The organism is Kribbella sp. CA-293567 (assembly GCF_027627575.1).
Classification (GTDB): Bacteria; Actinomycetota; Actinomycetes; order Propionibacteriales; family Kribbellaceae; genus Kribbella.
On the sequence record NZ_CP114065.1, the window covers coordinates 1637659 to 1663324 of the forward strand.

25 protein-coding genes and 1 tRNA gene are annotated in these 25666 nt (G+C 67.4%); 15 read left to right on the forward strand and 11 right to left on the reverse strand.

Annotated elements, in window-relative coordinates; translation table 11 throughout:
- Positions 1-10 precede the first annotated feature (10 nt).
- Positions 11-2545 (forward strand): penicillin acylase family protein, encoded by a 2535-nt coding sequence (locus OX958_RS07910; protein ID WP_270136526.1) that lies wholly within the window; start codon positions 11-13, stop codon positions 2543-2545.
- Here the strand turns inward: OX958_RS07910 and OX958_RS07915 are convergent.
- The 3 genes from OX958_RS07915 to OX958_RS07925 are packed head-to-tail and all read right to left on the reverse strand — an operon-like array spanning position 2526 to position 5157.
- A complete protein-coding gene (locus tag OX958_RS07915) occupies positions 2526-3608 on the reverse strand; it encodes a serine hydrolase domain-containing protein (protein ID WP_270136527.1) in 1083 nt (360 codons plus the stop codon). The two genes, OX958_RS07910 and OX958_RS07915, sit on opposite strands and share 20 nt — an antisense overlap.
- On the reverse strand, positions 3608-4552 hold the full coding sequence (locus OX958_RS07920) for a phosphotransferase family protein (RefSeq protein WP_270136528.1): 945 nt from the start codon (positions 4550-4552) through the stop codon (positions 3608-3610). Before OX958_RS07920 ends, OX958_RS07915 begins: the two co-directional genes overlap by 1 nt.
- 29 nt (positions 4553-4581) lie before the next feature.
- Complete coding sequence (locus tag OX958_RS07925; RefSeq protein ID WP_270136529.1) at positions 4582-5157, reverse strand: 5-formyltetrahydrofolate cyclo-ligase; 576 nt, start codon at positions 5155-5157, stop codon at positions 4582-4584.
- Positions 5158-5391: 234 nt separating this feature from the next.
- Here OX958_RS07925 and OX958_RS07930 point away from each other — a divergent pair, with 234 nt between their 5' ends.
- Positions 5392-6780 (forward strand): UTP--glucose-1-phosphate uridylyltransferase, encoded by a 1389-nt coding sequence (locus OX958_RS07930; RefSeq protein WP_270136530.1) that lies wholly within the window; start codon positions 5392-5394, stop codon positions 6778-6780.
- Positions 6773-7243: a GNAT family N-acetyltransferase gene (locus tag OX958_RS07935; protein WP_270136531.1), complete on the forward strand. Its 471-nt coding sequence runs from the start codon at positions 6773-6775 to the stop codon at positions 7241-7243. Before OX958_RS07930 ends, OX958_RS07935 begins: the two co-directional genes overlap by 8 nt.
- On the opposite strand, the gene OX958_RS07940 is transcribed toward OX958_RS07935, so the two are convergent.
- Positions 7203-8282: an ArsR/SmtB family transcription factor gene (locus OX958_RS07940; protein WP_270136532.1), complete on the reverse strand. Its 1080-nt coding sequence runs from the start codon at positions 8280-8282 to the stop codon at positions 7203-7205. The two genes, OX958_RS07935 and OX958_RS07940, sit on opposite strands and share 41 nt — an antisense overlap.
- Positions 8283-8386: 104 nt before the next feature.
- Between OX958_RS07940 and OX958_RS07945 the strand changes: the two genes are divergently transcribed.
- From OX958_RS07945 to OX958_RS07975, 7 genes are all read left to right on the forward strand, one after another.
- Positions 8387-9760: an alpha/beta hydrolase gene (locus tag OX958_RS07945; protein WP_270136533.1), complete on the forward strand. Its 1374-nt coding sequence runs from the start codon at positions 8387-8389 to the stop codon at positions 9758-9760.
- A 31-nt stretch (positions 9761-9791) separates the two neighbouring features.
- Entirely contained in the window at positions 9792-11018 is a 1227-nt protein-coding gene (gene glp / locus OX958_RS07950; RefSeq protein WP_270136534.1) for a molybdotransferase-like divisome protein Glp, read from the forward strand.
- Complete coding sequence (gene moaC, locus OX958_RS07955; protein WP_270136535.1) at positions 11015-11497, forward strand: cyclic pyranopterin monophosphate synthase MoaC; 483 nt, start codon at positions 11015-11017, stop codon at positions 11495-11497. Before glp ends, moaC begins: the two co-directional genes overlap by 4 nt.
- Positions 11494-11982, forward strand: coding sequence for a MogA/MoaB family molybdenum cofactor biosynthesis protein (locus OX958_RS07960; protein ID WP_270136536.1), 489 nt, complete (start codon positions 11494-11496; stop codon positions 11980-11982). Before moaC ends, OX958_RS07960 begins: the two co-directional genes overlap by 4 nt.
- A 41-nt stretch (positions 11983-12023) precedes the next feature.
- Positions 12024-12599: a GNAT family N-acetyltransferase gene (locus tag OX958_RS07965; RefSeq protein ID WP_270136537.1), complete on the forward strand. Its 576-nt coding sequence runs from the start codon at positions 12024-12026 to the stop codon at positions 12597-12599.
- A gap of 98 nt (positions 12600-12697) precedes the next feature.
- On the forward strand, positions 12698-13558 hold the full coding sequence (sepX, locus tag OX958_RS07970) for a divisome protein SepX/GlpR (RefSeq protein WP_270136538.1): 861 nt from the start codon (positions 12698-12700) through the stop codon (positions 13556-13558).
- 159 nt (positions 13559-13717) lie between these two features.
- Positions 13718-13793 (forward strand) — tRNA-Ala (locus OX958_RS07975).
- Positions 13794-14178: 385 nt separating this feature from the next.
- Here OX958_RS07975 and tgmC read toward each other — a convergent pair.
- The 5 genes from tgmC to OX958_RS08000 all read right to left on the reverse strand — a co-directional run bounded on the left by tgmC (position 14179) and on the right by OX958_RS08000 (position 17618).
- Complete coding sequence (gene tgmC / locus OX958_RS07980) at positions 14179-15360, reverse strand: ATP-grasp peptide maturase system methyltransferase (protein WP_270136539.1); 1182 nt, start codon at positions 15358-15360, stop codon at positions 14179-14181.
- Positions 15357-16334, reverse strand: a complete 978-nt coding sequence (gene tgmB / locus OX958_RS07985; RefSeq protein ID WP_270136541.1) for an ATP-grasp ribosomal peptide maturase — start codon at positions 16332-16334, stop codon at positions 15357-15359. The genes tgmC and tgmB overlap by 4 nt, the downstream gene beginning before the upstream one ends.
- Positions 16334-16606: a putative ATP-grasp-modified RiPP gene (tgmA, locus tag OX958_RS07990; protein WP_270136543.1), complete on the reverse strand. Its 273-nt coding sequence runs from the start codon at positions 16604-16606 to the stop codon at positions 16334-16336. The genes tgmB and tgmA overlap by 1 nt, the downstream gene beginning before the upstream one ends.
- Positions 16607-17011: 405 nt before the next feature.
- Positions 17012-17347 (reverse strand): hypothetical protein, encoded by a 336-nt coding sequence (locus OX958_RS07995; protein WP_270136545.1) that lies wholly within the window; start codon positions 17345-17347, stop codon positions 17012-17014.
- 82 nt (positions 17348-17429) lie between these two features.
- The gene (locus tag OX958_RS08000; RefSeq protein ID WP_270136546.1) at positions 17430-17618 is read right to left on the reverse strand and encodes a hypothetical protein; all 189 of its coding nucleotides are present in this window, start codon (positions 17616-17618) and stop codon (positions 17430-17432) included.
- A gap of 229 nt (positions 17619-17847) precedes the next feature.
- Here OX958_RS08000 and OX958_RS08005 point away from each other — a divergent pair, with 229 nt between their 5' ends.
- The 5 genes from OX958_RS08005 (at position 17848) to OX958_RS08025 (ending at position 23826) form a co-directional block, all read left to right on the forward strand.
- Positions 17848-19170: a helix-turn-helix domain-containing protein gene (locus OX958_RS08005; RefSeq protein WP_270136548.1), complete on the forward strand. Its 1323-nt coding sequence runs from the start codon at positions 17848-17850 to the stop codon at positions 19168-19170.
- Positions 19171-19200: 30 nt separating this feature from the next.
- A complete protein-coding gene (locus tag OX958_RS08010) occupies positions 19201-19758 on the forward strand; it encodes a GNAT family N-acetyltransferase (RefSeq protein ID WP_270136550.1) in 558 nt (185 codons plus the stop codon).
- Positions 19759-21361: 1603 nt separating this feature from the next.
- On the forward strand, positions 21362-21784 hold the full coding sequence (locus OX958_RS08015) for a hypothetical protein (protein WP_270136551.1): 423 nt from the start codon (positions 21362-21364) through the stop codon (positions 21782-21784).
- Between the two features lie 12 nt (positions 21785-21796).
- Positions 21797-22666 carry a hypothetical protein gene (locus OX958_RS08020; RefSeq protein ID WP_270136552.1) on the forward strand — a complete coding sequence of 290 codons (870 nt, stop codon included), beginning with the start codon at positions 21797-21799 and terminating at the stop codon, positions 22664-22666.
- Between the two features lie 173 nt (positions 22667-22839).
- Positions 22840-23826 (forward strand): helix-turn-helix transcriptional regulator, encoded by a 987-nt coding sequence (locus tag OX958_RS08025; protein WP_270136553.1) that lies wholly within the window; start codon positions 22840-22842, stop codon positions 23824-23826.
- Positions 23827-23868: 42 nt separating this feature from the next.
- Here OX958_RS08025 and OX958_RS08030 read toward each other — a convergent pair whose 3' ends face one another.
- Positions 23869-24564 (reverse strand): pentapeptide repeat-containing protein, encoded by a 696-nt coding sequence (locus OX958_RS08030; protein ID WP_270136555.1) that lies wholly within the window; start codon positions 24562-24564, stop codon positions 23869-23871.
- A 26-nt stretch (positions 24565-24590) separates the two neighbouring features.
- Complete coding sequence (locus tag OX958_RS08035) at positions 24591-25451, reverse strand: ROK family protein (RefSeq protein ID WP_270136556.1); 861 nt, start codon at positions 25449-25451, stop codon at positions 24591-24593.
- Positions 25452-25666 lie beyond the last annotated feature (215 nt).

Genomic DNA, 25666 nt, shown 5'->3' on the forward strand with positions numbered 1-25666 from the left:
AGTTTGGTCCGTGCGTCGCCTGCTGCGTGTCATCATCGTGTCCGGAATCGTGTTCGCCGCCTTGCTTCTGGTGGTGGCCGGGACCGGCGTCTTCGTCGTCCGCCACTCCTTCCCCAGCTACGACGGGACGGTCGCGCTGACCGGGCTCGACGCGGAGGTGGAGGTGGTTCGTGACGGCAACGGCATCCCGCAGATCTACGCCGACAAGCCGGGTGACCTGTTCGCCGCGCAGGGTTACGTGCACGCTCAGGACCGCTTCTTCGAGATGGACTTCCGCCGTCATGTGACGGCCGGCCGGCTGGCCGAGCTGTTCGGCAAGGACGCGCTGGAGACCGACAAGTTCGTCCGAACGCTCGGCTGGCGCCGGGTCGCGGAGAAGGAGCTCGGGCTGCTCGCGCCGACCACCCGGCAGTATCTGGACGACTACGCCCGCGGTGTCAACGCCTACCTGGGCACGCACGCCGGCTCAGGTCTCAGCCTCGAGTACGCCGTGCTGTCACTCAAGGGCACCGACTACCGTCCCGAGCCCTGGACCGCCGCCGATTCGCTCGCCTGGCTGAAGGCGATGGCCTGGGACCTCGGCGGCAACATGGACGACGAGATCACCCGCACCAAGCTCGCGGCGAAGTATCCGGTCTCGAACATCGCCAGCCTCTACCCGGACTATCCGTACGACCGCAACGAGCCGATCGTCGCGACCGCCGCGGTGACCAAGGGCGGCACCTTCACCACTGCCCCGGTCGATACCGAAGCCCGCCGCGGGATGCTGACCAAGGACCTGCTCAAGTCGCTCGACACCGTCGGCAAGGTGGCCAAGGGCCTGCCGGAGCTGCTCGGCCGCGGGGACGGTATCGGTTCGAACGCCTGGGTCGTCTCCGGTGAGCACACCACCACCGGCAAGCCGCTGCTGGCCAACGACCCGCATCTCGGCGCGACCATGCCGGGCATCTGGAGCCAGGTCGGCCTGCACTGCAACAACGTCAGCACCCGCTGCCCGTACGACGTGTCCGGGTTCAGCTTCTCGGGTCTGCCGGGGGTGGTGATCGGCCACAACGCCGCCATCTCCTGGGGGTTCACCAACCTCGACCCCGACGTGATGGATCTCTACCTCGAGAAGTTCAGCGGCCCCGACGCCGTCGTCTACGACAACAAGGTCCGGGCGCTGTCCAAGCGCGAGGAGACCTTCAAGGTGGCCGGCCAGGACGAGGTCGAGAAGATCACCGTCCGGGAGTCCCGGCACGGCCCGATCATCTCCGACGTCGGCGAGGACGAGCGCGAGACCGGCGAGCTGGCAGCGAAACGACTCGAGTCCCCGGAGGCGTACGGCGTCGCCCTGCAATGGACGGCACTGACCCCGGGGCGGACCGCCGACGCCTTGTTCGCGATCAACCGGGCTCAGACCTGGAAGGCCTTCCGGGCGGCCGCGGCGCAGTTCGAGGTGCCCTCGCAGAACCTCGTGTACGCCGACCGCGAGGGCCACATCGGCTACCAGGCGCCCGGCCGGATCCCGATCCGCAACGCCGGTGACGGCGACTGGCCGGTCCCGGGCTGGGACTCGCGGTACCACTGGAAGGGCTACATCCCGTTCGAGGCGATGCCGACCGAGGCCGACCCCGACGACGGCATCATCGTGACCGCGAACCAGGCGGTCGTGCCGCAGAGCTACCCCTACCACCTGACCGACGACTGGGACTACGGCCACCGGGCGCAGCAGATCCTCGACCGGATCCGGGGCGCGGGCAAGCTCGACGCGAACTCGATGGCCTCGATCCAGCTGGACACCAAGAACCGCAACGCCGAGACCCTGGTCCCGTACCTGCTGCAGGTGCAGATCAGCGACGAGTTCGACCGGCAGGGCCAGGACACGCTGCGGAACTGGGACTTCACCCAGCCGGCGGACTCCGCGCCCGCGGCGTACTTCAACGTCGTCTGGCGCAACCTGCTCGCGCTCACCTTCCACGACCAGCTGCCGGAAGGCACCTGGCCGGACGGCGGATCACGCTGGTTCGAGGTGATGCGCAAGGTGATCATGCAGCCGAACAGCGCCTGGTGGGACAACGTCACCACCACCCAGCGGGAGAGCCGAGACGATGTCCTGCGCGACGCGCTGGTCAAGGCCCGGGCCGAGATCACCACGAAGATGGCTCGCGACCCCGGCAGCTGGCAGTGGGGCCGGCTGCACAAGCTCACCCTGACCAACCAGACCCTCGGCAAGTCGGGGATCGGCGTGGTGGACAAGATGTTCAACCGCGGCCCGTACGAGCTGGGTGGCGGCTCGTCCCTGGTGAACGCGACCTCGTGGGACGCCTCGAAGGACTACACCGTGACCGCGACGCCGTCGATGCGGATGGTGGTGGACCTGTCCGACTTCGACAAGTCCCGCTGGATCAACATGACCGGCGTCTCCGGTCACGCGTACACGTCCAACTACACCGACCAGACCGACCTGTGGGTGCGGGGCGAGACCCTGCCGTGGGCCTTCACCCGTGGCGCGGTCGAGGCGACCCGTGAGCACACGCTCACGTTCACGAAGCCGGAGAACTGAAGGCACCCTCGAAGGCCGCGAAGAGTTCGGGCGGCCAGGTCCAGATCGCCCGCGTCGTCAGCAGCAGTACGACGGTCTGCTGGTCCGGCGCGGTGGACCACAGTGCGCCGAGCCCGCCGGCCCAGCCGTAGCGGCCGCCTCCGACCGACAGACCGAAGCCCCAGCCGGCGCCCTCTTCGATGAAGCCGGTGGCGCTCGCGGCGGCGCGCTGCTCGGCGGTCAGCTGATCAGTGGTCAGCTCTCGCGCTGACTCGGCCGAGAGAATCCCGCCTCCGCCGGACAGCAGCATCTGGGCGAAGGCGTTGAAGTCGTCGGCGGTGGACACGAGCCCGCCGCTCCCGGTCGGGAACGTGGGTGGCGTCAGCCATTGGCTTTCCGCCGCGGTGTCGAACACCTCTTCGCCCACGTACGCCGTCGTCAGCCGCGCCGGGTCCGAAGCCGTGAACCCGGTGTCTTTCATCCCCAACGGCGTGAAGATCCGCTCGTCGAGGAACTCCCCGAGCGGCTGACCGCTCGCCCGCGCGATCAGTACGCCGAGCAGATCCGAACTCGTCCCGTACTGCCACCGTTCACCGGGCTGGTACTGCAGCGGCAGCGTCGCGAACCGCCGTATCCACTCGTCGGGTTCCAGTGGCGACCGAGGCTTTGGCGGCCCGAAGGTGTGCAGTTCGAGCTCTTCCTCACGGGCGCGGAGCGCCGCGTTGTCCGACTCGCCGAGCCCCAGCCGGAAGGTCAGCAGATCGCGCACCGTCACCGCCCGGACCGCCGGTACGACGTCGTCGAGCGGACCATCCGGGCGACGCAGCACGGGCTGCGAGGCAAGCTCCGGGAGCAGGTCGTGCACCGGGGAGTCGAGAGTCAGACGACCCGAGTCGACCAGCATCATGGTCGCCGCGGCGACGATCGGCTTCGTCAGCGACGCCACCCGGAACAAGCTGTCCCGCTCCATCGGCGGGCCGTCGAAGGCGACCTTGCCGGCCACCTCGACGTGTGTCTGCCCGTCGCGGCTCACGAGCAGGACGGCGCCGGCCAGGACCCCGTCGTCGACGAATGAGGTGAGCATCAGACCAGTCCTCCCGCGAACGGCATCGTCCGCCAGTGCTCGATCGACGGCTTGAGGCCCTCGGCCAGCGCGGGCAGTTCGGGTAGCAAGGGCAGGCAGATCAGCACCTGCAGCATCCGGGCCGTGTTCATCACGCCGACGACCCGCTCGTCGATGGCAGGCCGGCCCAGTTCGGCGGCAGTCTCGTTGTAGAGCTGGGCGTGCGCCGGCTCGATCATCGCCAGGTCCCACTCCACCGGCCCGAGCGTGGCGTCCTCGAAGTCGGACCACAAAGTCGCCCCGCCGACCGTGGGGATCACGTTGTAGTAGGGCGCGTCTCCATGGATGGGCTGCACCCGTGCCCCCGGGAAGGCGGTTTCGAATCCGGCCCGGGTCATCAGTACCGGCTCGAGCACGTCCCACTCTCGCCGCAGGCGGTCCAGGTCGTCCGCCGTCAGCAGTTCGGTCTCCTCCGACAACTCGGCCAAACCAGCCGGTACTGCGGACGTCACCGGCGAGAGCCACGGCAACTCCCCGGGATACTCAGCCAGTACTGCGTGCAGCCGCGCGGCCGAAGCAGTCCCGGCGAGAAAGTCGGGCTCGACCGTCTTGTCCTGCTCGACGTACTGCCAGAACGTCATCGAGTACCCGTCCCGCCGCACCGGCTCGCGCGGCACCAACGGGCTGGGAGCGACCACGGGCCGGCCCTGATCGACGAGCCACTGCGCCACATCGAGTTCGGTCTGCTGGCGGCTCATCGCGACCGCCGCGTCCTGGAGCGCGCTCGGCAGGACGACGGGGACCCGGGCGACCACCGGCGCCGGTTCGAGGTGCACGACCACCGAGAAGACGTCGTACAGGACGGTCGGGTCGGTGACGGTCAGGCCGAGGTCACGCGCCGCGGCGGTCGCGGCCGCGACTGCTCGCTCGGTTCGGGCTGCCAGCGTCTTCTCGTTCCAGGTCATCGCGCCATCCTGCCAGCGCGGTGGCCGAATCAGCCCGTCATTTTGTCCGGCGACAACCGCACCAGCCGAGTCGGCGTGAGCGCTGCGTGAACCGGCTGGTCGTGAGGATCGGCAGGGAGCGAATCCACGATCTCGGAGTCGTGGACGACGGCCCAGACCGGCGTACTGGGGGAGACGCGGGCCAGGGCGCGGTCGTAGGAGCCGCCGCCACGGCCCAGCCGTACGCCGCTGCGATCGACCGCGAGCGCGGGGCAGATCACCAGTTCGGCGGCGGTGATCGCGTCGGCTCCGAGATCCACCGGCGGCTCCGACAGCCCGAGCCGGCCCGGCACCAGATCGGCCGCGCCTGGAGCGATACCCCAACCCAGGTCGTTGTCGGCGTACAGGACGGGTAGGAGCACCTCGCGGCCGGAGGCGAGCAACCAGTCGATCAGCGGCCCGGTCTGCGGTTCGGCGCCCAGTGAGACGTAGAGCGCGATCGTTCGCGCGGCTACCACCTCGGCCTGCTCCCGGGCGACGGCGAGCAGCCCAGGTCCGGACGAGACGGTCGATCGCTGCCGAGCAGCCACTAGTTCCTGGCGCGCGGCCGTCTTGGATGAGAACACAGCGTGATCCTAGAGACGGCGAGTGACGCATCTAACGTCGCGGGTGCGCAGCCTGCCCTAGGGTGTGTCTCCCAGTTTCCGCCTACTGCGCGGCACTCGGCACGGCAGCTCGACGCACTGGAGCAAAGACCACGATGGAAAAACATCGCGGCCTTCACTCCAGCACGCCGAGCTACCGCACCGAGCACCTGCTCGCTACGACGCAAACTGGGAGACACACCCTAGGGTTGAGGCATGAGTGAGGAAGGTCTTCAGCAGGCACAGGAGAAGATGCGCGCGGCCGGTGCGGCCGAGGTCGCGATCAAGGTCTTCTCGCACTACTACCGGTTGCTCGAGTCGGGTGAGCAGGGCACGATCCGGGAGGACGAGATCGAGCCGGTGGGCGAACTGCCGCACCTGGACCATCTCGACCCGGACCGCGAGGCACGCCGGGCGGCGCTGGCCGGGACCGTGGTGATCAAGCTCAACGGCGGCCTCGGGACTTCGATGGGCGTGACCGGCCCCAAGTCGGCGCTGCCGGTCAAGGACGGACTGACCTTCCTCGACATCATCGCCCGGCAGATCCTCGCCACCCGCGCAGAGTACGACGTACCGCTGCCGCTGATCCTGATGAACTCCTTCCGCACCAAGGAGGAGTCGCTGGCGGTCCTCGACCGGTACGCCGACCTGCCGGTGGACGGCGTCCCGCTCGACTTCCAGCAGAACATGGAGCCCAAGCTGCTGGCCGACGACCTGACGCCGGCCGAGTGGCCCGCTGATCCCGAGCTGGCCTGGTGCCCGCCCGGTCACGGCGACCTGTTCACCGCGCTGGTCGCGTCCGGCACGCTGGACGCGCTGCGGGAGAAGGGTTTCCGGCACGCCTTCATCTCCAACTCGGACAACCTCGGTGCCACCCCGGACGGCCGGATCGCCGCCTGGATGGCCGAGCACGACGTCCCGTTCGGGATGGAGGTCTGCCGCCGGACCAGGTCGGACCGCAAGGGCGGCCACGTCGCCGTGCGGAAGTCCGACGGCCGGCTGATCCTGCGCGACAGCGCCCAGGTGCACGCCGACGACAACCAGCACTTCCAGGACGTCACCCGGCACAAGACGTTCAACACCAACAACCTGTGGATCAACCTCGACCGGCTGGCCGAGCTGATGGACGGTCACGACGGGGTGCTCGGGTTGCCGGTGATCGTGAACCGCAAGACCGTCGACCCGGCCGATCCGTCCTCGCCGAAGGTGATCCAGCTGGAGACCGCGATGGGGTCGGCGATCGAGACCTTCGAGGGATCGCAGGCGGTGGTCGTGGACCGGAGCAGGTTCAAGCCGGTGAAGACGACCAACGACCTGCTGGTCCTGCGCTCGGACGTGTACGAGCTGAGCGACTCCGGCGACCTCACCACCAGCCACGAGGGCGACGAGCCGTACGTCGACCTCGACCCTGACCACTTCAAGATCCTGGCCGACTTCGAGCGGCACTTCCCGGCCGGACCGCCGTCGCTGGTGCGGGCCGACCGGCTCGAGGTCCGCGGCGATGTTGCCTTCGGCAAGGATATGGTGGTGGTCGGCGAGGTCGAGGTGGAGGCACCGGAGGGCGAACGGTTGGAGATCGCCGACGGGACCGAGCTTCGTGGATGAGGTCTGGATCCGGCCGCTGGAGCCGCACGACACGGACGAGGCCGCCGCGGTTTGGTGGCGCTCCCGCCATGCCGTGGGTTCGCAGCTGCCACCGGCGATCCACTCTGAGGAGCAGGTGCGCGGCTGGTTCGCCGAGGTGCTGCTACCGGACGGGGAGAGCTGGGTAGCGATCGACGACGGCCGGATCGTCGCCGTACTGACCCTGGACGGCGACGACCTCGACCAGCTGTACGTCGACCCGGAGCTGGCCGGCCAGGGGATCGGCTCGACGCTGGTCGACCTGGCCAAGGACCTGCGTCCCGGCGGGCTTGCCCTGTGGACCTTCCAGAGCAACACGAAAGCTCAGGAGTTCTACCAGCGGCACGGCTTCACCGAGGTACGGCGTACTGATGGCGCCGCCAACGAAGAGCGTTCGCCGGACGTCAGGATGGTGTGGGGCGCGCATCCCGAAGCGGCGTCGTGAGTCGCTCTGCTGCCGGAGTCCTGGCGTAGTAGACCTCGCGGCCGAGCCGGCGGCGCTCTACCAGGCCACTGCTGTGTAATCGGCCCAAGTGGTAGGAGACAGTGGCTTTGGACAGCCCGAGACGGGCTGCCAGGCTGTGGCCGGGCTGCGGAGTCTCCAGGGCGGCCATCAGGCGGTGACGAGTGCCCAGTACGTCGTCCGCCGGCTGCTCGGGGGCGTCGCCCGTCGCATGCGGGCCGACGACCACCCCTCGGCCGCGGCAGGGGTAGCCGATCACCAAGTCGTCGCCGGCGACGACTACCGCTCGGTCGCGATCGAGCAGTGTGACGGGTGTCAGCACTATGCGGTGGTGAAGGCGAGTCAGGTCGAGTTCGAGTGGAGAGCTGAGCTGCACCGCCCGGCCGTCCCATTGCTCGCCATCGACGAGTTCGAGGGCCGCTGAGGATATGCCGGTGGTCTTCACCAACTGCAGCCGGTGCATCACGTCGGTTTCGGTCACTGCCCGGATCACTGGCCAACTGGGCGCGATAAGCACCTGCCAAGCCTCTGCCAGAGCCTGCTGAGCTGCCGCCAACAGGGGAGCGCTGTGACCGGCCCAAGCCGCGTCCACCAGCTCTGTCGGCTCTTTGCGCCATCCGTCCGCCACAGCGGGCAGGACGCCGAGGTGGTGGGCGAAGGCCTCGTCGACCGGTCCTACTCGGTAGGTGAGGCGCAGGTGTGCGCGGAGAACTTCGAGTGGAGTGGCGGCGACGGCGGCCAGTTCCGCCTCCACAGTCGGGCGGTACTGGTCGGTGAGGGGAATGAGGAAGTCAGGGATGGAGTGGGTGGCCGGATCGATCAGCTCCAACAGCAGCGAGCGGCTGGCTGGTGACATCCGGGACCAGCGCTCCGGGAGCCAGGCCGGTGGCTGGTGTGGGCGCTGCCGTAGCCACAGCACGGCGTGGACCACGTGCATCAGCGGTGACACGGTGAAGCGCAGTGTGGACAACTGGCGGTCGTTCAGGCCGAGCCGGATCATCGCGGTCCCTCCCGCGCTCATCATCGCTCGCCCAGAGGGCCGGCGGATTCGAAAGTCTCGAATGGATGGCAGTCGAGGCTCCGGGCGGGATGAGGTGTGTCACCACGCCCGACCGACTTGGAGTCATGATGCGCCGATTTCGAACGACTGTCCTGCTGCTGGCGACCACTCTGCTGGCCGGCTTGCTGTCGGGGTCGAGTGCGGCCCAGGCCGGCAGTCCGATGTGGACCGGGCTCACCCCGTGTGCACAGCCCGAGTTGGCGGCCTATCTGTGTGGTGAGTTGACGGTCCGGCTGGATCGAGACGACCGGCGCAGCAAGACCCTCGACCTGCCCGTGCTGGTGGCAGGTGATCCGCAGGCGAAGCGCACGATGCTGCTGCTCACGGGCGGCCCCGGTCAGCCCGGCCCGAGCCTGGCGCCGCGGGTGCTGCAGGCGTTCGAGGGGATCAAGAACGACTACCGCATCGTGATGCTCGACCAGCGCGGAACCGGCGCGAACGCGCTGAACTGTCCTGAGCTGCAGAGTGAGCGCGGTGGCAACGACCTCCGAGTGCCGAGCCGCGCCGCAGTACTGGCGTGTGCGGCGACGCTGGGCGCCGACCGTGAGCACTACGCCACGACCGACTCCGTCGCGGACTTCGAGGATCTCCGGCGGGCGCTCTCGGTCGACCGCTGGGCACTCAACGGCGTCTCCTACGGCACCTATACGGCCCAGCGGTACGCGGCCGCGCATGGAAGCCGGGTCACTCATCTGGTGCTCGACTCGACTGTGCCGGTCGACGCTTTCCGGGCCGAGCTGGTGGAGACGTTCCCCGAGCACGCGCGAGTACTGCGCGATGTCTGCGCCGCCCCCGGGCGCAACTGCCCCGGCGACCCCGCCGAGGACCTGTCCGCCGTACTGCGCCGAGAACCGGCGCTCGGTCCGAAGCTGCTCGAGGCGGTCACGATGGTGAGCTACTTCGACCCGGTCCGGTTCTTGTTCGCCCCTGAGGCGCTCCACGCGGCAGCCGGTGGCGACAACGCCCAGCTCCAGCAACTCTTTGCGCTGGTCGACCGGTTCAGCCCGGCGCCGGCAGCGCAGTACAGCCAAGGGATCCAGGCGGCGACCCTCTGCCTCGACCTGGAGTTCCCGTGGGGTGGCGCCCAGTCAGCTGAGCACAGCCGTGCCCGCAAGGCCGACCGGGCTGTCAGCAGGATCACTCCTGAGCAGCTGTGGCCCTACAACGCCACAGCGGCTCGATCGAACGGCGAGATGGTGATGTGCGAGTACTGGCCCAAGGTGCGCGACCGTGAGGTCGGCCGGTTGTCCCTGCGCGGTGTCAACGCTTTGCTGCTGCACGGTGAGCGCGACCTCGGTACGCCGTTGGTGTGGGCGCGCGAGGCTCAGCGGGACCTCCCGGGGTCGCGGCTGGTCGTCGTACCGGACGGTGGTCATTCGCTGCAGGTTGGCGGCGCCGCGACTGTCCGGGAGACCGTCACGGAGTTCCTCCTGCGATGAGAGAGCACGGCGAGCGACTACAGTCGCTTGCGTGAGACGGAGTGTTGACGAGCATCTGGAAGTAGTACTCGGCAGGGTCAGGCCGCTGCCGCCGTTCGAGCAGCCGCTGATGGAGGCTCTCGGCTTGGTGCTCTGCGAGGACGTTGTCTCGGCAGTGAGCCTCCCTGGGTTCGACAACTCGGCCATGGACGGGTACGCCGTACAGGCGGCCGACCTGGCCGGGGCATCCCAGGAGAACCCGATCGCCCTGCCGGTGGTCGGTGAGATCGCCGCTGGGCAGAGCAAGCCGATCGTGGTGACGCCGGGGACGTGCGTGCGGATCATGACGGGCGCGCCGATGCCTCGCGGTGCCGACAGCGTCGTACCGGTGGAGTGGACCGACGGGGGAGCCGCCCGGGTCCGCATCGTGCAGGAGCCGGCGCTAGGAGCCTCCGTACGCCGCGCCGGCGAGGACCTGCAGGCGGGCGACAAGGTGATGGACCGCGACACAGTGCTGGGCCCGCGGCAGATCGCAGTACTGGCAGCTGTCGGCCGGGCGCGCGTGACTGTTCGCCCCCGACCCCGCGTGGTGGTCGTCTCCACTGGTGCTGAGCTCCGCGAGCCGGGCACGCGGCTCGGCGACGGGCAGATCTACGACTCGAACAGCTACACGCTCGCTGCCGCTGCCCGGCAGGCCGGCGCTGTCGTCTACCGCGTCGGCATCGTCGACGACGACCCGAAGAAGATCATGGACACGCTGTCGGACCAGTTGGTCCGCGCTGACCTGGTGGTCACCTCCGGTGGCGTCAGCAAGGGGGTGTACGACGTGGTCAAGGAGGTGCTGACCAAGCTCGGCACCATCGACTTCCCCGAGGTCGCCATGCAGCCGGGCAAGCCGCAGGGCTTCGGGGTGATGGGCGACGACGAGGTACCGATCTTCACGCTGCCCGGCAACCCGGTGTCGGCGTACGTGTCGTTCGAGGTGTTCGTCCGGCCCGCGCTGCGCAAGCTGATGGGGGCGATGCCGTATCGCCGTGCCACCGTGCAGGGCGTCGTACTGGACGGGTTCTCGTCGCCGGCCGGGCGGCGGCAGTTCGTCCGGGCAGCGGCCACCTCCGGCGACACGGGCTGGATGGCCAGTACAGTCGGCGGACACGGCTCCCACCTCCTCGGTGGGCTGAGCCGCTCGAACGCGCTGATCGTCGTGCCCGAGGACGTCACCGCCGTGCGCGCCGGGGACCAGGTCGAACTGTGGCTGCTGGACGAGGAGACCGGATGACGGAATCAGCCGGGGGACTGACCCACGTGGACGCCACCGGAGCGGCCCGGATGGTCGACGTCTCGGAGAAGACGGCCGGCGCCCGCCGAGCCGTTGCCTCAGGCAAGGTGTTCGTGTCGGGCCAGGTGGTCGCCGCGCTGCGTGGCGAGGGCGTGCCGAAGGGCGACGCGCTCGCGGTCGCGCGGATCGCCGGGATCATGGGCGCCAAGCGGACGCCCGACCTGGTGCCGCTGTGCCACCCGATCGCCATCACCGGGGCGAAGGTCGAGTTGGAGGTGGCCGACGACGCAGTACTGATCGTTGCCACCGTGAAGACGACCGACCGGACCGGCGTGGAGATGGAGGCGCTGACCGCCGTCGCCGTCGCCGGACTGACTGTGATCGACATGGTGAAGGCACTGGACCCGGCAGCTGTTCTGTCCGATGTACGGGTCGAGCTGAAAGAAGGCGGCAAGACCGGGCACTGGGAGCGGCCGTGAGAGCTCTGGTCGTCAGTGTCTCGAACAGGGCCGCTGCTGGTGTCTACGAGGACACCACTGGCCCACTGATCGCGGAGAGGCTCGCTACCTGGGGCTTCACCGTCGACGGGCCGCAGGTAGTGCCTGACGGGGCTCCTGTCAGTGAGGCGCTGGTGGCGGCAGTCGCAGCGGAGTACGAGGTCGTCGTGACGACAGGTGGCACGGGGATCTCGCCTACTGACAAGACTCCGGAGCACACGCGAGCTGTGCTGGAGACGGAGATCCCTGGGATCGCAGAGGCCATCCGGGCCTACGGGATAGCGCAGGGCGTGCCTACTGCGGCGCTGTCGCGAGGCCTGGCCGGGCTGGCAGGCAAGACAGTGATCGTGAACCTGCCGGGATCGCGTGGTGGCGTCAAGGACGGTCTGGTCGTGCTGGAGCCGTTGCTGCGGCATGCGGTCGACCAAGTGCGCGGTGGAGACCACCTGCGGACGGACCTGGACTGATGGCGGTTGTGCACTGGCCCGTGGAACTCCAGCACGGGCAGGTGGGCCTGAGACCCCTCAAAGCCGCAGACGGCCCGGAGTGGAGTGCTGCGCGCCAGCGGAACGTCAACTGGCTGCGACGCTGGGACGCGACCCAGCCGCCGGGCGCCGAAGACGGTGCTCGCACCTTCCGGGCCATGGCGCGTGACTGGAACCGGCAGGCGCGGTACGGGCGCATGCTGCCTTTCGTCATCACGTACGCCGGCGCAGCGGGCTTCGGCTCCCGCGCCAGGCGGCCGCTGGTCGGCCAGTTGACGGTCTCCGGCATCACCTACGGGTCTGCGCGCTGGGCGAACCTCGGCTACTGGGTGGACGAGCAGTACGCCGGCCGCGGCATCGTGCCGGCGGCCGTGGCGCTGGCTGCCGACCACTGCTGGTTCACCCTCGGGCTGCACCGCCTCGAAGTCGCCATCCGCCCTGAGAACAAGGCGAGTCTGCGCGTGGTGGAGAAACTGGGCTTCCGCTACGAGGGGGAGCGGCCGCGCTTCCTGCACATCGACGGAGAGTGGCGGGACCATCGCATCTTCGCTCTGAACGCCGAGGAAGTCGGGCCCGGCCTGGTAGCACGTTTGCCCTGATCACGCTGCGTGCTTATTCACACCAGTCACACGAGTCTTCTTGCGACACACCGGCGCACGTACCGGACCTGACCCGTTCGGGGTCTTAGCGTCGTCGCATGGGGACGACAGGGTTGATCTATGTGGCGATCGTCGCCGCGTGGGCTGCCTACCTCGTCCCGATGTTGCTGAAGCGCAACGACGAGGCGACCGCGCGACGCTCGGCGGAGAAGTACTCGTCGTCGGCTGCTCGCGTGCTGTCACGGCAGTCCGACGTACAGGCGCGCTCGCGGTACGTCGTCCGGCCGCTGGGCTCGGCCGACCCCTTCTCGGCCGACACGGCCTCGCCCGACGGCGCGTCGGCGGACGAAGTCGCCGAGGATCTGTCGCCGCCTGCGCGATACGTCCCGAACCGAGCCCGCCGGGTGGCCGCTATGCGCCGCCGGCGGGTGCTGTCGATCCTGACCCTTTCGCTGCTGACAGTGGTGGCGCTCGCGAGCTTCCAGATGCTGTCCTGGTGGTCGGTCACCGTGCCGACGACGCTGATCGTGGCGTTCGTCGTACTGACCCGGGTGCAGCTTCGCCGTCAGGCCCGCGAGCGGGCCGCGCTGGCCGCCGAACGCCGGGCGAAGGTCGAGCTTCACCACGACCGCGGTCCGGCGACGGCACCGTCGCTGTCGCCCGAGGACCACGAGCTGACCATCGAGGTGAAGCTCCCGGAGATCGCGGAGCCCGTCGCCCCGAAGAGGCCCGAGCCCCGCACCGACGGACTGTGGGACCCGGTGCCGGTCACCCTGCCGACGTACGTGATGAAGGAGAAGGCACCCGACCGGACGGTCCGCACGATCAGCCTGTCCGGCCCCGAGGTCTTCTCCTCGGCCCGCGTCGCCGAGCCCGAGCCGGAAGCCGCTCCCGTCGTACCGGAGCCGGCTCCCGCGCCGATCGAAGAGCCCGAGATCCGGCGCGCGGTCGGCGACTGATCCACCCGCTCCCAACGCTCCACAGCAGCCCCGAGATCCGTCTCGGGGCTGCTGCCGTTCGCGCACTCCGTTGGGTGCGGGCTGGCAGCGGGCCCGGTTTCAGAGAGCGACGGGTTGCGTGTTAGAGTTTCGCGGTCGCAAGGAACACAGCGACAAGCTGGGGCTGTGGCGCAGTTGGTAGCGCGTCTCGTTCGCAATGAGAAGGCCAGGGGTTCGAATCCCCTCAGCTCCACCAGCATCCAAAGCCGGTCCTCCTTCGGGAGACCGGCTTTCTGCTTGTACTGCGGAGGTGCCCCCGCGCGCCCGCCGCTCGCTCGCTCCTGCGTCGCTCCCGGCTCTGGGTGCTCCCACCCGCCCATCTTCGACTACCGCTCCTACGTCGCGTGGGTGCGCCGGTGCGGCATGCCTTGGCGAACGCTGGAGGGCATCGGCTGAACTGTGGTGTTGAGCGGCAATCAACGGTTGGCGGCGTATCGGCCGGGACTGCGATCCTCTGCCGTCGTCGGCATCTAGGCGCGAACAGTCCGCCCACCCAATACGCCGTGACTTCGCCCTCATCGAGGTACAGCCGGTGATAAATGGCCTGGTCGAGCAGCCGCTTCTGAGCTGCTCTGAATCAGCTACTTCACAGGAAGTGCCCAGCTGCTGCCGTTGGGTATGTGGATGCGTTGTTCGCCCGGCGTTACAGTCACGCGGAAGGACTCGATGCTCGGTTCGCCGGCAGCGCGCCAGTCCTCGACAGCACCCTCGATCTGATCCCAAAGTGGCAGCGGACCGCCCTGCTTCACGGTCCAGTTGGCATCCGACTCGAAGAGAGCCGCATACGAGTCATCGGACTGCACCACGAGATGCTCAGGCAGGTCGCCGCCGGGAGCGAAGCTCATGTGTTGCGCGTCTGGGAAAGCGAGTTGCGCGACGAGCTGAGCTGGGCCATAGGTCTCCAGTACCTCAGGCCCGAGTTGAGCTGTCCGTGATGCTGCACCTGTAGATAGGTCGGGTATGACGGATGGTTCCGGGTTGTGAGTTCGAGATGACATGAAGCTGACGTAGCCAGGCAGGAACTGTCCCTCTGCCATCCTGTCGCCGGTCACGACCAGCTTGACCAAGCCGGTTCCGCCAAGCCAGCCAGACAGCGTCACGAGGATGATCGTGCCCGGCCTCGACTGCTCAACCCATGCCGTCGGCACGTACCTGAAGGAACATGTGGCGATGATCCGGTCGTACGGCGCACCGCTCGGTGTGCCGTCCTCGCCGTCTCCGACGACCAATCGGGGTTGGTAGCCGACGCGGGTGAGAGCCTGTCGTGCCCGGTCGGCAACCTCCGGATCGAACTCGACGGACGTGATGTTGTCAGCACCAAGGCGATGGCAGCCGAGGGCGGTTGAGTAGCCGGTGCCAGTGCCGATCTCCAGCACCCGACCGCCGTCCTCGACCTCGAGGTCCTCCCACATCCGCACCACGAGACTCGGCATCGTCGACGACGAAGTGGGATTGCCTTCCACAGGCCCAGTGACATCAGAGGGCGTCGTCTTGCCGTCGAGCTGGGTGACCTGTGACGTGTCCTGGTAGGCGAGCGCCAGCCATCGGTCGGGAGTCGACAGATCAGCGCTGGTTGGATCCCAAAGCGTCGGCCCACTGGCGGGGTCGACGCGAACGAAGAACTCCGGGAGGAACTCGTGCCGCGGGACATTCTCGACGGCCGCGCGCCACTGCGGTGTGCGAATGTGACCGTCGAGCTCCAGGCGTTCCGCGAGTTGGTGACGTAAGCCCGACGCCTCTCTGGCTACTTCGTCCGGCGTCACAGTGTTCCCTCCAAGGCATCTGCAAAGGCTTGTGTCATCGGCAATCCGGTGGGTGGCTGCATCCAAGCCCACTGCCCGTTTGGGTTGCACTCTAGGAAGTATGGCGTTCCGTCATCGCTCACCCCGAAGTCGAAGCACCCAAACTTGAGGCCAAAGCGGCGCAGGTACTCCTTCAGCTTCGCGGTCAACGGTTCAGGGAGGTCGACTGCCTGATATGTCAAGGTGTCGTAGTCGGATCGCCAGTCCAGCCTCTCGTCGGACGACTCAATCCGTACGCAGAACACGCGATCGCCAACGACGGTGATGCGCAGATCCGCCACTTTGCCGACAACTTCCGCTTGGAACATGTGTGCGGTGCCGGCCACCGTCGCATCAAGGTCCTCCGGCTCGACGCGCTGCGTCCACATTGCCTGTGGCCGTCCGTCCCTCATCAGGGCGGTGACCCGAAGTGGCTTGTAGATGACCGGTGCGTGCTTCCGCACGAACGCGTGGGCCGCATCCGGATCGGACGTGATCAACGTCGGGGGCACAGCGAATCCAAGCTCCGCAGCGACGGCGAGCTGACTCGGTTTGTATTCCGCGGCCCAGTTGCGGTGCGGGTGGTTGACGTAGCGGCATCCCGGCAGGCTTGCAAGCACCCCGCCGAATCCTTCGCGTGCTTGGACCTTGGCAAACTCTGCATCTTGCTTGTCCAGCCCCGGAAACTTGTGCGGCGTGGGGCGGCGCCAATACACGGAGCTGATCTCTGCCAGCTCAATCATGCGGCTAGGTGTAGTCAACGGTCCGCGCCACAGGCCACTCTCAACATCCAGTGACGCTGACATCGTGATGTCGTGCGGGAAGTCGCCCGGATTGACCCGGGCGACTTCACACGTGCCGCGCCGGTTCAGCTCGGCGATCACGAGGTCCGCGGTGACGTCATCTGCCCCAGTGACCACGAGGACCACTGGCTGGTTACCGGCTGCGGCGGACATCAGTCGCGGTCGCTGTCGTACCCGTTGTCGCTGTCCGGAGCCGGACCGCCGCCACCATCCTGACCAGTTGCCGTACGCGGGTTGGTGGTGGTGCCCGACCCGTGCTTCGGAGATGCCATCAACGGGATGATCTCGGCGCCGCCGGCATCCTTGAAGCGGCCCAGTTGGGTCGCCGGATCGACGTCGACCTCGACATAGTCGAGCTGGGCGGTCTCCGCGAAGTCACTCGCACGATTGAGACCCCACGGCCTGATCGGTTTCGTAGTAGTCAAGAACCTCACTCCTTCGCTAGACAGTTAATTGCTGTGTCGCTCCGCATCGCGCTGACACGGCGCGTATAGGGCCACCTGTCGCCCCTCGCCAGGCGTCTTTGTCGAGGGGCGACAGGTGGATCAGGCCTTCGCTATCTCTCATCGGGGCTGCGGTCCCGGTCCACGAGATCAGTGCGGCCACTCCCGAATGGGTCCGATCCAGGAGGTTGGAGCGGCTGGCGCAGATCAGCCTCGTCCCCTGTTCCGCGCCAGCCGGTCTTTGGGTCCCTGTCTGAGCCGGGGAGGAGCCAGGGGACTCGGGGTATAGCTCAGACAGGGACGTCTTGATGACGAAACCGGTGGGTGTGCAGCGATCTTCTGCACGTGAGGGGCTGAGGACGACGACTCCCCACCGGTTCCGCCAGATCATGGTGTGGCGCTCGCGATGACGACCCGAGCACCGGTCGCCCGCTCGAACGTGTCCTTGACGTCGTGCGTGATGGCGAGAGCGTCGAAGTGCAAGCGACTGGGGATGACGACTGTCGTCACCTCGTACCGGTTGACTGCCGCGATCAGGGCTTCAAAGGCGGCCGGCGTCGTGTCGGTGTCCTCGGTATAGATCGTGCCCATCGCGAAGCCCTCAACCCGGGCGAACTCTTTAAGCTGCGCCCTGATGTCGGCCAACTCGCCGTCCGTCATGAGCAAGTGCTTCAGGACGTACCCCAAAAGGAGCGGGCGTGTGTAATCGATGCCATCGCTCAACGCTCCTCGTCCATCCACTGCCGGAACTTGGCGACCAGGCGCTCCCAGAGTCGGTCCCACCATGGGCGGCGACGCTGGCCTTTCACGAGAGGTCAGCATCTGCCACCGCCGGCTCGATGGTTACCTGCAGGCTGGCAAAGCGTCGAGACATCGCGGCCTGGTAGCGCAGCGCCGTATCCGGCTCAGCGGTGTACTCCGCGATGATGTGTTCGCCGAACCAGACGCGGACACAGCGGTCGGTTGGGAGTGGCGCTTCCGCGAGCGTGGTCATTTGCCCCGCACTTCCTCGATGATGTCGCGCACGATGAAGACGTAGGCCGTGGCCGCAACAAGCGCCAGAATCCAGATAGGTGCGGTCATGATCCGACAGCTCCCCGGTAGGTTGGGTGATCACGGACGGTGATGCCGTGTTTCACCTTGCCCGTCACGATGCGTGTCATGGAAGATGCGGAGTGTCCGGTGAGCGTCCATGGACACTCGGACACGGCGAGAGGATTCAGATGGACGGGGAGACGTTCGGCGCGGGACTGAAATTCTGGCGCGCCAGACGTGGTCTTTCCCTGCGTGGGTTGGCTGATCTCGCCCATTACAGCAAGTCGCAGATCTCCGACCTCGAGCGCGGCGTCCGTGCCCCTCGCCCTGAGATGGCTGATCATCTGGATAGGGTGTTAGAGGCCGAAGGTGAGCTTCGTGCGCTGGCGGATCTGATGCCGCCTCCGAGCGCCGAGCCGCCCTTGTTGGATGCGCGCAGTTACACCGCTCTTGCGGTACAACTGCTGGCAGCTGAAGGAGACGCTGACATGCTTGATCGCCGCCAATTTCTGGGCCTCGGAAGTGCAACCTCACTCGGAGCTATTGCGCCGGGTCTCGCGCTAGAAGCAACCCGCCACGGACTCGCTCTCGGGTTCGCTGAAGAGCGAGCGGACACCGCTGCTGACGAGTGGCGCGAGATCGTTTGGGAGTACGGCTACAGCTACATCAGCATGCCGCCGCAGGAGTTGTTGCAGTCGCTGATGGTGGACATGCTCGGCCTGCAAGTGGCATTGGATCGTGGCAGCCGATCTGCTCCGATAAACGAGCTCCGTCAGTACGGCGCAACGCTCGCATCCCTGATGGCCATGACGATCGCCAACGTCGGCGACGTCCGCCAGGCGCGCCGCTGGTGGCGTACCGCTCGCAACCTCGCCGAAGAATCCGGCGACCCGAGCACGATCATGTGGATCCGCGGCCGTGAAGTCGTTCGTGGGCTATACGAAGCACGACCAACCGCGGCCATTTTGCAGATGATCGAGCAAGCCGAGTCGTTCGCCAATGGCTCCACCCCCACGGATCGGGCCGAGCTGATGTCCGGCAAAGCCCAGACATTCGCCCTCGCCGGCCGCCGAGCCGAAGCTGAAGCTGCGCTACACGAGGTGCGAGCGATCTACGACAGCCTGCCTCCGGAGACGATCGACAATCGGGACTCGATCTACGGGTGGCCGGAAGACCGGCTCCGCTTCACTGAAAGCTACGTCTTCACATACCTGGGCGACGCTAACGAAGCGACGGCTGCTCAGGACCGAGCGATCAAGGCCTACCCGTCGAAGTACCGGCGCGGACCGGCACAGATCGAACTTCAGCGGGCGCTGTGGATGGTCAACACGGGTGACGTCGCAACCGGCATCCAGCACGCATCCGCCGCGCTCCAAAGCCTGCCGAGCAAAGATCAGGTCCGGCCGATCGTTGCCCTCGCCAAGGAAGTACTCGGAGCTGTCCCGGCGCCACAGATTTCGAAGCCTGCTGTTGTCGAGTTCCGTGAGTGCCTTGAGCTCAGCGCAGGTTGATCCGCACTCAAGAGGGGTAGTCAGAGCGGCATGAGTGACCTTGACCAGCTAATTATCGAGCGGCACGACGCAACCTCCACGCCGGATCTGCGGGACGATATCTTGCCGGTGTACGCCGCTTCGCACGACGATCAGATGCACGATCCGTGGTTCCACCCGGACCAGTTCTGGGATCGGCTGGTTGAGCTGTACCTACCCGGCCGCGACTTCGAGCTGGTCGCCGCACGATTGGCCGGCACTGTCGTCGGTTACGCCTTCGGGAGTCCGCGGGATCAGCACGGTGCGATCTGGGATGAGCTCCATACGACGTACCCCGGGTGGGGCCTTCCGGCTGAGTCGGTGCCGCTCTACATGTTCCGCGAGTTCGCCACTCACCCTGAGCATCAGCGGAAGGGCGTTGGCCGCCGAGTGCACGACGCGTTGATCGAAGGACGACCTGAACCGGCTGCGGAGTTGCTGGTGCGTAAGGACAATGAGTCCGCACAAGCGGCATACCGGTCATGGGGTTGGGTGCAACTAGGAGAGAAGCAGCCGTTTCCGGACTCGCCGGTTTTCGATCGGTTGGTTCTCAAGTTGCCGACACTGTAAGTGCCAGCATGGTTGGTGCACACGCAAATTGGCATCAACGTGGCGCCGCGCGGCCTTCAATCGGTGCGACGCCTGGCTGCGACGACCGCTGGCTGGTCTTGGACTGTTACGCCCGCGATGGTCGTCTACGCGCTGTGCTTCGTGGCGACTCTGCGAGCCTGGTACTACGTTGCTACGCAGTTGCATGGTGATCTCACCAGCAATGACTGAGCTGGCGACATCTCCATCGTGTGCTTTGATAGAGCGCGGTTCGTCGCAACGCTCTGATTCGTGATTCGTGATTCGGGGTGTGGAGACAACACTTCTCGGTGGCTCATTTGCCTTGGGCGTTCCTGATCCGCACGTCGTGCCTTCGCAGCGTTGTGATGATCGTCGTTCCGTTGAAGCCCAGCCGATCGCCAATCCGTGCGGACGACCAGCCATCTTCATACAGCCTCGTAGCTTCGGGCCAGCTGCTCTGGGGAAAGCCCCTTTGGCCGCAACGCAACGCATTTCCGTCGCAGGATCTGTCAAGCCGTCTCGCTGTGGATTCCGAACCGCCTGCTGAGCTCGCGTAGGTTCGCCCCGGACTCGTAGCCGGCAATCAGTTGTGCAGTCCGCTCGGTGGTGAGCTGCTTGGATGTGCGTGGCCGTATCCGCAGTGTCTTGACTGTCGTAGAGGTCGAGGTCAGCTTCACGAGGCGCTCCAGGTCGCTGACCTGCGCGTTCGTGTTGTTATACGATCCCCGCAAGTCCACCAGCATTCAAAGCCGGTCGTCCTTCGGGAAGACCGGCTTTCTGCTTGTACTGCGGAAGTGCCCCCGCGCGCCCGCCGCTCGCTCGCTCCTGCGTCGCTCCCGGCTCTGGGTGCTCCCACCCGCCCATCTTCGACTACCGCTCCTACGTCGCGTGGGTGCGCCGGTGCGGGTGAACGGTTTGCGGGTGCACGAACGCGCAAGGACCTGCAGTTGCGACCTGCTCAAGGGCCGCGCAACAGCCTGGGGGTCTGCCCATTGCTCGAGTCGCCCGGGCGAGCTCGCGACCTACGAGGGCGAACGTCATACGTAGCTGCCATCCCCGGCGGCAGAGCATGCCGCGCCCAGCCACCCACGCGACGTAGGAGCGGTACTCGAACGGGCGGGTGGGAGCACTCGGAGCCGGGAGCGACGCAGGAGCGAGCGAGCGCAGAGCGCGCGGGTCGTCGTACCCAGATCTCATCCCCCGGGTGAGGATAGTTGAGCGGAAGATCATTCTCCGGGGGATGGGCGGGAAGTGCGGAGAGTGACAGAGTTGCGGTTGGGGGGATGGAAGAGACCGATGGGTCAGGTGGTCTGGTGGGTACCTGTTCTGGTGGGGGCATCGGGAGCAGGTGTTCTGGGCCGCTCGAGCTGGTCTCGGAGCTGTGGGCGTGGGTGGTGGTGGACGACAGTGCGGCCAAGGGGAGCGCAGGGGCTTCACGGGGATGCGTCGTAAGGGCTGGATGGGCTCGACCAGGTGGTGGGCTCAGCCGGCTGATTGATCAGGGTGTACGGGGCGGTATACCCGGAGAGATCGCGCAGTAGCTGGTCGCATGGGGTTCGCACCGCCCACGCCCACGAGCAGTTGGGCTGGGGAGGGCGGGTGGATGGGCTCTCGTGCAGTTGTCCGGGAAGTCGTGGTGATCGATCCCGTTGATCTGGAAAAGATCCGGGATGCCGCTCGGCGGGCTGGGGCGGAGACGGCTGAGGTGCCGCCGTTCCGGGGGATCGGGACGGTGATGACGAGCTTGCTGGTGGTCGGGGATGCGGTGGCGGTCGGCCGGGTGCGGGACGAGGTCGAGAGGTGCCGGGGTGGGTTGGTGTTCGACCTGAGGTCCGGGGCGATCCGTCCGATCCACCGGAGCCGGGCGCTGCGGTACGGCGAGTTGACGGTGATCGCCGTCGACGGGGTGATTCAGATCCCGCGGTACGACGGCGAGGTCGTCGCCGCCCTCACCAGGCTGGCGTCCGGCCGGGGTGAGACGACGGTCGCGATGGTGAACGAGACTGCGGTGAGCCTGGTTCGGTGAGACAGTCGAGGCGTGAACCTCGTCGAGATCGCCTGCGACGAGTCCGGCTATGAAGGTGAGAAGCTGGTCGGCGGGGTCACCGATGTGTTCGCGCACGCAGCGATCGCGCTGGATCGGGCAGCGGCCGCCGCGTGTGTGGCCGAGTTGCGGGAGCGGATCAGGTCGCCTGCGACGGAGTACAAGGCCAACCATGTACTGCGGTCCAAGCACCGGCCGGTACTGCTGTGGCTGCTTGGTTCGAGTGGACCGTTGCTCGGCCAGGCGCAGGTCCAGCTGATCGACAAGGCGTACTTCCTGGTCACGCAGCTGACCGGCCAGCTCATCGGCGAGCCGGCGGGCGACCTGTACCTGGCGGGCCGCGGTACCGGTGGCTGGGAGGAGTTTCTCGAAGCAGGCAACGACTTTCTGCGGTCCAGGGACGACGTCGAGCGCTTCTACTCGGCACTCGATCGGCTGGAGTACGAGGACCCCACGGTCAAGGCGCTCGAGAAGTCGCGGCCGCAGGCGGAAGCTCTGGTCCAGCAGGATCCGCCGGTGATCCCGCCGCTCGATCCGCTGATGCGCGCGATCGCGCGGGCCGTCGAACACTGGGCCGAAGGCAGCCGGTGGGTCGCCATCGCGCACGACCGGCAGACCACGTTGTCGCCCGAACGCATCGCCCAACTGCAGGCCGGTACCGCGCTGGCGCGGCTGGAGCTGGTGCACTCGTTCACGGACCCGCGGATCCAGGTCGCCGACTTCCTGGCCGGCGTGGCCCGCAAGATCGCCTCCGACCAGCTCAAGGGCGAGGACGACGTCGAGCTGACCGCCCTGATCCGCCCGTACGTCGATCCGCGGTCCGTCTGGAGCGACCCGGCCAGCCGGCAGCGCCTGGTGTGGTGACCGATCGCGATCGGCGAAGGCCGTCCTGTTACCGGATTCCCCCTTGGCAACCGAACGTGACGGCGGGCATAGTGCTCCGCAGACACAGAGCAGTCACGGCAGCAGACACAGGAAAGTCACCAGAGCTGCCCATCGTGCCGACAGCAGCTGAGCCGACAGGGGGATCGCCGCGGGTGGAAGCGGACAGGCCTGCGCCGTTGCGGGTGGAAGCCGAGACGGCGATCATCCTGCGCGAGGCGTACCACAAGATCGAGTCGCTGTACCGGGCCGATCACTACGGGCTGTACGACTACGTCCGGGCGGTGGCCGGCAAGATCGCGACCGTCGACAGCTTCTACGTCGGCTTCCTGCACGGCTCGAACCGGGTCCGCTATCCCTACGGCTACGACGCCGGCCGGTACGACGACCCGGCGACGCACATCTTCGGCCCCAACGGTCAGACGGCGTGGTTGCTGAAACAGCGGCAGACCTACCGGTTCGCCTACGACCAGGGCGCCGCCCTCCATGCCGGCGTGCCGACCGGAGACGTCACCAGGGAGTCGCAGGACGCGGTCACCGTGCCGATCTTCCGGCCGGCCAAGAACGGCCCCGACCAGCTCTTCGGGATGCTGTCGATGCACAGCTACACGCCGAACACCTATGACGACAACGCGGTCCGGGCGTTCGAGTGGTTGTGCGGAATGGTGCAGCGGGTGCTCACCCGCGAGGACGAGGACAAGAACGCGTTGCGCCGCCTGCCGGCCGGTGACGACGCCCCGAACCTGCTCACCTCCGACCACGTGATGGAGTACATCGGCCAGCGGATCGCCGGGCTGCGCGAGATCGCGGTCGAGGCGATGGGCGAACCCGAGGCGGCCGACTCACCCGTGCAGGAACACCTGCGCCGGCTGATCCGGGCGACCGAGGTGATGCAGTCGGAGCTGATGGAGATGATGCTCCAGACCGACGACGGTCCGGAGCACCGCTTCACCGCCCTGACCAAGGCTCAGCAGGGGGTCGCCGTACTGCTCGTCGACGGTCTGGAGAACGACCAGCTCGCCGCCGAACTCGGGATCAGCCTCAACACGGTCAAGACCCATCTCAGCGCGATCCTGCGCAAGTACGGGATGGCGAACCGGGCTCAGGTCGCCGACGACGTCCGCAAGTACCTGGTCCGCTGACCGGCATCCTCGGAGACCTGGAGCACTGCCGACAGCACGATCTCACGAACCGGCGTGATCGTCCGGGTCGCCGAGGGTGATCCCCAGTGCGGTCGACATGGCGGCGGTGACGGCCAGCGTGTCGATGGGGGAGGAGTTGGCGATCGTGGCGCCGGCCAGGCTGCCGATACCGCGAGTGCCGTCCCAGGTGCAGTCGACGAAGACGGCGCCGGTCGCGGTCACCTGCGAGAACTCCACCCCGGTCAGGTCGCAGCGGCGGAAGATCGTGCCGCTCAGGTCGGCCGAGACGAAGTCGGCGCTCTGCAGCCGGCAGTCGGTGAACTCGACCTTGACGAACTTCGCGAACCGGAACGAACTGAAGTCCAGCACCGAGTCGCGCACCGTCACGTGCTGCAGGTTGACTCCCGGCCCGGCGAATCCGGTCAGCCGCGACGAGGTGATCGCCAGCCGGGTGCCGGAAGCGTCCGCCCAGCGCGCGTTCGCGAGGTCGCAGTGGTCGAGCTCCAGGTCGACCAGGATCAGCTTGTCCAGGTCCGAACCGCCAAGATTCACCCTGTTCAGCCGGCACCCGCTGAACTCGACGTGCTCCGCGAGCAGCCCGCCCAGGTCCTGGTCGGTCAGCGCCAGATCGGTGAGCCGGTCCTCGTCGTCCACCTCGTCCGCGGTCAGCGCTCTGTCGTCGAGCTGAGTGCGCAGCCGAGGGGTGGCGATCTTGGCCGCGGGTTTGCGAGGAGGCATGTCGGCCACCGTAGCGACCGCCACCGTCAGTTCTCGGACGCAGTACTGCGGAGGTAGTGTTCCGCGGCTCCGATCAGGGCGGAATGCTCGGTGTCGGCGGTCGCGCCCACCGGGAACGGGAACACGTCGGCCACCACGTCGAAGGCGCCGGAGATCGATCCGCCCAGCACGACCCGGCTCGCGCCGAAGCGTTCGAGCCAGGGCACCAACGCGTCGGACAGCACCTGGAACGCGCCCACCAAGGCGCTTTTTGCCACGGCGTCCCCGGCCCGGGCAGCCTCGGCGATCTCCTTGACCCCGGTACCGCGCGGCGGTGGCGAGCCGAGCTCTTCGGCGTACCGGCGAAGGATGGCGCGAGCGGAGATCCAGTCCTCGATCGGCCGGCCTCCGAACGACGTCCGGTAGAGCTCGCCGCCCGGTGGGACGGTGTCGCCGGTGCGGACGACGCGGCCGTCGTCGAGAAAGGCCGAGCCGATCCCGGTGCCGATCGTGACGCCGGCGCACCGGTCGAGTCCGCGCAGTCCCCCCGCGGACCACTCGCCGACCGTGAACGCCTCGGCGTCGTTCATGAACACCACCTGATCGAGCCCGAGCCGGTCACGCAGACTCCGGCCCAGGTCGTGGCCGTGGAGCGCGGCGAACTTGTCCAGCGCGTACCAGGCGATCCCCGCCTCGAAGTCGAACGGACCCGGCAGCGCGACCGCCAGACCTCTTGCCAAGGGCAACTTCCGGGCCGCCTCGCACAGCTCGGCGATGACGGAGTCGGCCGAGGCCTTGGAGTCCAGTCCGGCCCGATAGACCCCTTCCACCGAGCCGGCCGCCGGCGAGACCACCGCCGCGGTCACATGGCTGCCACCGATCTCCAGTACAGGTACGCCCGTGTTCATGCACCCCATCATTCCTGACCGGCCGCGAGCCGCTCAGCACGGTGCCCCCGGCAACGACCGCGACGGAGGCCACGGCAGCGACGACCGGCATGCCTCGGCGTCAGCTCGACGCGCTCAAGCGTTTGCTTGCCAGTCCAGGAGTTCGGATCGGTGCCGCGTTTCACCGCGCCACACTGAGAAAAAGAGCTCCTGGCCTCGCTCGTCCGTAGAGTTGT

Coding starts and splice junctions, on each gene's coding strand:
- OX958_RS08035 (WP_270136556.1), bottom strand. CDS start 25,451: ATGAACACGGGCGTACCTGTACTGGAGATCGGTGGCAGCCATGTGACC.
- OX958_RS07920 (WP_270136528.1), bottom strand. CDS start 4,552: ATGACCTGGAACGAGAAGACGCTGGCAGCCCGAACCGAGCGAGCAGTC.
- OX958_RS08000 (WP_270136546.1), bottom strand. CDS start 17,618: ATGACCACGCTCGCGGAAGCGCCACTCCCAACCGACCGCTGTGTCCGC.
- OX958_RS08010 (WP_270136550.1), top strand. CDS start 19,201: ATGAGTGACCTTGACCAGCTAATTATCGAGCGGCACGACGCAACCTCC.
- OX958_RS07945 (WP_270136533.1), top strand. CDS start 8,387: ATGATGCGCCGATTTCGAACGACTGTCCTGCTGCTGGCGACCACTCTG.
- OX958_RS08030 (WP_270136555.1), bottom strand. CDS start 24,564: ATGCCTCCTCGCAAACCCGCGGCCAAGATCGCCACCCCTCGGCTGCGC.
- OX958_RS08015 (WP_270136551.1), top strand. CDS start 21,362: ATGGGCTCTCGTGCAGTTGTCCGGGAAGTCGTGGTGATCGATCCCGTT.
- moaC (WP_270136535.1), top strand. CDS start 11,015: ATGACGGAATCAGCCGGGGGACTGACCCACGTGGACGCCACCGGAGCG.
- OX958_RS07930 (WP_270136530.1), top strand. CDS start 5,392: ATGAGTGAGGAAGGTCTTCAGCAGGCACAGGAGAAGATGCGCGCGGCC.
- OX958_RS08005 (WP_270136548.1), top strand. CDS start 17,848: ATGGACGGGGAGACGTTCGGCGCGGGACTGAAATTCTGGCGCGCCAGA.
- OX958_RS07940 (WP_270136532.1), bottom strand. CDS start 8,282: ATGAGCGCGGGAGGGACCGCGATGATCCGGCTCGGCCTGAACGACCGC.
- tgmB (WP_270136541.1), bottom strand. CDS start 16,334: ATGTCCGCCGCAGCCGGTAACCAGCCAGTGGTCCTCGTGGTCACTGGG.
- sepX (WP_270136538.1), top strand. CDS start 12,698: ATGGGGACGACAGGGTTGATCTATGTGGCGATCGTCGCCGCGTGGGCT.
- OX958_RS07915 (WP_270136527.1), bottom strand. CDS start 3,608: ATGCTCACCTCATTCGTCGACGACGGGGTCCTGGCCGGCGCCGTCCTG.